Annotated in this window: 3 protein-coding genes, 1 tRNA gene and 1 other RNA gene; all 5 read left to right on the top strand. The window is 47.4% G+C overall.

Annotation, left to right across the window (positions count from 1 at the left end; all coding sequences use genetic code 11):
- Positions 1-393 precede the first annotated feature (393 nt).
- A complete protein-coding gene (locus KO464_09130) occupies positions 394-1287 on the top strand; it encodes a DUF4338 domain-containing protein (GenBank protein ID MCC7573532.1) in 894 nt (297 codons plus the stop codon).
- On the top strand, positions 1288-2964 hold the full coding sequence (locus tag KO464_09125; GenBank protein MCC7573531.1) for a transposase: 1677 nt from the start codon (positions 1288-1290) through the stop codon (positions 2962-2964). It begins immediately after the preceding gene.
- A gap of 228 nt (positions 2965-3192) precedes the next feature.
- Positions 3193-3286: transfer RNA gene (locus tag KO464_09120), tRNA-Ser, on the top strand.
- Positions 3287-3307: 21 nt separating this feature from the next.
- An RNA gene (gene ffs / locus KO464_09115) (signal recognition particle sRNA large type) lies at positions 3308-3571 on the top strand.
- A gap of 75 nt (positions 3572-3646) precedes the next feature.
- The coding region (gene dnaX / locus KO464_09110; protein ID MCC7573530.1) for a DNA polymerase III subunit gamma/tau at positions 3647-4371 on the top strand (725 nt) is incomplete at its 3' end.

The raw sequence follows: 4371 nt of genomic DNA, 5'->3' as shown, positions 1-4371 counted from the left end.
CTGACAAACCCACACCTCCTGCGTTGATTCTGCTTCCCGTCCATTTAAACAGAATCGGCTGTATTTATCCGGTAATCTAAACTGAAGGTTTTTTTAGAACCGTTCAAGCCGCTAATTGCTTTCCCGCCCAAAAATAAACAAATCCCGGAGATTCCGGGATACTCAACCGGGGTACACCGAACAACCTGCTTAAGCATAATTATACCTTGGTCCAATTAAGGTTGCAAGTAAATAACAAAAATTCCTGTCCTAAGCCCGTTTGTTCGTTACTGTTCACACCCCAACCCAAAAGATGATTCAAAATATAATCATGTCATAAAATAATTGAGGCGAAAGCCTCTTTTTTTTCAAATAAAAACAGGTCTCTGAAAATCTTTGTCGAATATAAAATGCATGAGTACATATAAAAGGCCTGAAATTACAGATAAACTCATTGATACTATCCGCCAGTTAATTGCGGATAACCCGGACAAGGGGCGGACAAGACTGTCAGTGATGCTCTGTGAAATATGGGACTGGCGGGATTCCAAAGGCAGAACAAAGGACATGTCTTGTCGTGATATGCTAAATGCGCTGGACAAGGCAGGAAAAATAACCTTGCCTGCACCGAAAAAAGTAACGCGGCGTCCTGGAGACAGTAAGGGTGTCAAGCATCTTATTCACGATGAGACGCCAATAAACTGTAAGCTAAAGGAACTACAGCCATTACGGATTGAAGTTGTGACGTCAAAAGCTGACTGGCAACAAATAAAGTCCTACATAGACCAGTACCACTACTTGAAGTTTGATCGCTGCATAAGCGAAAGCATGGCGTATCTGGTCCGTAGCCACGACGGGAAGCCTCTTGCCAGTCTGCTGTTTGGTTCTACTGCTTGGTCTTGCCGTGACCGCGACGCATTTATCGGCTGGACAAAGGAAGAACGCAGGGTCAATCTCATCATGACGACCAATAATTCGCGATTTATCATCCTACCCTGGGTTAGCGTCCCTCATTTAGCCAGCCATATACTATCTATCATATCCAAAAGGATATCTGCCGATTGGGAGCAGAAATATGGACATTCCATCTGTTTGCTCGAAACGTTCGTTGAGTCCGGCCGTTTCAAAGGCACTTGCTACAAAGCTGCAAACTGGATCCATGTAGGAAAGACAACGGGACGTGGACGAAACGGCGGGCACAATAATGCCATTGTCCCGATAAAGGACATCTACCTATACCCACTATCAAAAGCCTGGCAGACGGTGTTGCTCGGAGATAAGGCTGGCAAGATGAAGGAGCAAAGTTGAATGACCATAGGACCGAACTTCGAATTCATCACAAACCTCCAATACAAGGTGCAATCCCTTACTTCCCGGGTGCAGTCATTTGAGTCCGGGGAGAAGTATATATCGATGCGCTTGCAGTGTGAAAGGCGGCTTACCGCCAAAGATCGGGAAATTGCCAAGCTCAAATCAGATCTGGCCGGCGCATATCGTGAAACCGTCACGATGCGCACGAACTGGATGCAGGTGTTCGAAGACATCTCTAAAGAGCACGAAAAAGAATTATGCGAAAAAGACCGTAAAATCAAAGCCTTGGAAGATCGGCTTCTCGCAACACAGCGACAGCTCGATGCTGCCAAGGATAAGCTAAGGGACAAGATTGTGGAACTGTACCAGGTCAAGACAGAACTTGAGGAGCAAAAAGGAGCGAACCAGCAACTGAAAGCGCAGATCAACCGAGATTACGAGAACTCATCTATCCCTTCGTCCCGAAAACCCAACCATAAGAAAATAACCAACAATCGGGAGAAAACGGGCAGGAAACCCGGCGGACAGCCTGGTCACGATGGTCATCGCCGGAAAAGACACACACCTACAGACTGCATTGATATCCCCGCACCGGATAAATATGTCCGTAGCAATGAATACAAGCCAACCGGCAAGGTGATCAGCAAGCAGGTGGTCAATATAGGCATCACCGTTCATGTTGTTGAATATGACACCCCAGAGTTTAGAAATGTACGTACCGGCCAGCGTGTCCATGCCGATTTCCCCAATGGGGTTATCAATGATATCAACTATGGGGGTAGCGTAAAGGCCGTCGCTTTCCTGCTGAATAACCGTTGCGGCGTCGCCATAGACAAAGTGAGAGAATTCCTATCTGACATGACAGATGGTAAATTGCAGATTTCAAAAGGAATGATTAACGGGCTGAGCAAAGAATTCTCCACCAAGACGGAGGCGGAGCAGAAAAAGGCGTTTGCCGACCTTCTGCTTTCACCGGTGATGAACGCCGATTTCACAAGCGCCAGGGTCAACGGCAAAAACGTCCAGGTTGCCATATGTGCCGTGCCAGGCATAACCTTGTATTTCGCAAGGGAACACAAAGGACACAAAGGCATAGCCAAAACGCCAGTCGAAGACTACCACGGGATACTGGTGCATGATCACGACATCACCTTCTACCGCTATGGCGACGATCACCAAGAGTGCCTGGTTCATGTACTCCGCTATCTTAAGGATAGCATGGAGAATGAGCCAAATCTTCAATGGAACAGAAAAATGCGGAAGCTGTTGCAGGAGATGATCCACTATCGAAAAGGGCTTTCAGTAGAAAATCCCGATCCTGACCCCGATAAGGTGAAAGAGTTTGAAGCCAGCTATAAAGAAATATTGGAATTGGCGAAGCAAGAGTATGAATACGAGCCGCCAACCAATTATTACAAGGATGGGTATAACCTTTATGGAAGGTTGGATACGTATAGAGACAGCCATTTGTTATTTTTGCATGATGTTAGAGTTCCAGCAAATAATAATCTATGCGAGCGAAAAGGGAGAAATTTTAAAAGAAAACAAAGGCAAGTCATGGCATTCAGGAGCTTTGATAGCTTGGTTTACCTATGCAACAGCATGTCTATAGTTGATTTACTGAGTGCCAAAGAGGACAACTTGTTCAAGAGCGTTGCAACAATTCTGAACTAAGGTGAAAACGATAAAAGGTGATTAAAAGCCAGTGTTGTAAGTAGATTATTTAGCACTGGCTTTTTTGCTTCGGTTGGGGTGTGAACAGTAACAGCACCACAGAACAAACACATAATAAACGAGTTGGCGCTTGCAATTTAATTAAAATAGTTATAAAATATTACGGTGACAGTAAATAGTTTAATAAGTAGTTTAATCAGTAGGGCATGAAGCTGTTAAACTGTGGATGGAGAGATGGCTGAGCTGGTCGAAGGCGCTCGCCTGGAAAGCGAGTAGATGGGCATAACCTGTCTCGAGGGTTCGAATCCCTCTCTCTCCGCCATTTATTTTAATATAGGATTAGTCGTGCTAGGCGGGGAGGTAGCGGTGCCCTGTACCCGCAAACCGCTGCAGCGGGGCTGAATTCCCACCCGAGGGTTTGTCTTGTAGGGTCTGGCAGTCGTAAGTGGTGAGGACCTCTGGGTCCTGCGCAACTGGAACTCCTGAACCGTGTCAGGTCTGGAAGGAAGCAGCACTAAGGGAACCCTTCAGTGTGCCGTGGGGGAGCCTGGATCGAGCTAACTGCGTCTGTAACGCCTGGGAGGCCAATTCGAAGGCGGGTGCACGGCTATTGATTTTACTGACCCAAATGAGCCGCCAATTAGGCGGCTTATTTCAGTTTATCTGGATTGGGGGGACCCTTGTGGCTTATGTGGCTTTGTACCGGGAATGGCGACCCCAGAAATTTAGTGAAGTAGTAGGCCAAGTACACGTTACGCGGACTTTGATCAATGCCCTGAAGCAGGGTCGGATAAGTCACGCTTATCTTTTTTGCGGGCCTCGGGGAACGGGCAAGACCAGTATTGCGAAGATCCTGGCCAAAGCCGTAAACTGCCTTGAGTCCCAGGCCGGGGAACCATGCAATCAATGCGCTAATTGCCAAAGCATCAACCAAGGCGGTTCCCTGGATGTTTTAGAAATTGACGCGGCTTCCAACCGGGGGATTGACGAGATCCGCGACCTGCGGGAACGGGTGCAGTTCGTCCCGTCGGGCGGCCGGTTTCGGGTTTATATTATTGATGAAGTACATATGCTTACTACAGAGGCTTTCAATGCCTTGCTTAAAACCTTGGAAGAACCGCCGGGACATGTAATTTTTATCCTGGCCACTACGGAAGCCCATAAACTGCCCGCCACCATCCTGTCGCGTTGTCAGCGCTTTGATTTTCACCGGATTTCCCGGGCCGACCTGTTAGAACGTTTGCGATTAGTCGCCAAAAACAATAATATTACGGTAACGGAAGAAGCCTTGGCGGTGATGGTGCAGGCGGCGGAAGGGGGATTGCGCGATGCCTTGAGTCTGCTGGATCAATGTATTGGCTTTACGGACGAGGCTATTGAAATTGCAGATGTGAATCAAGTGCTAGG

The organism is Methanofastidiosum sp. (genome assembly GCA_020854815.1).
GTDB lineage: Archaea > Methanobacteriota_B > Thermococci > Methanofastidiosales > Methanofastidiosaceae > Methanofastidiosum.
This window is presented reverse-complemented; position numbering and strand designations above follow the sequence as displayed.

Excerpts from the sequence above, each read along its gene's own strand:
- KO464_09130 (MCC7573532.1), top strand. The coding sequence starts at position 394 with ATGAGTACATATAAAAGGCCTGAAATTACAGATAAACTCATTGATACT.
- KO464_09125 (MCC7573531.1), top strand. The coding sequence starts at position 1,288 with ATGACCATAGGACCGAACTTCGAATTCATCACAAACCTCCAATACAAG.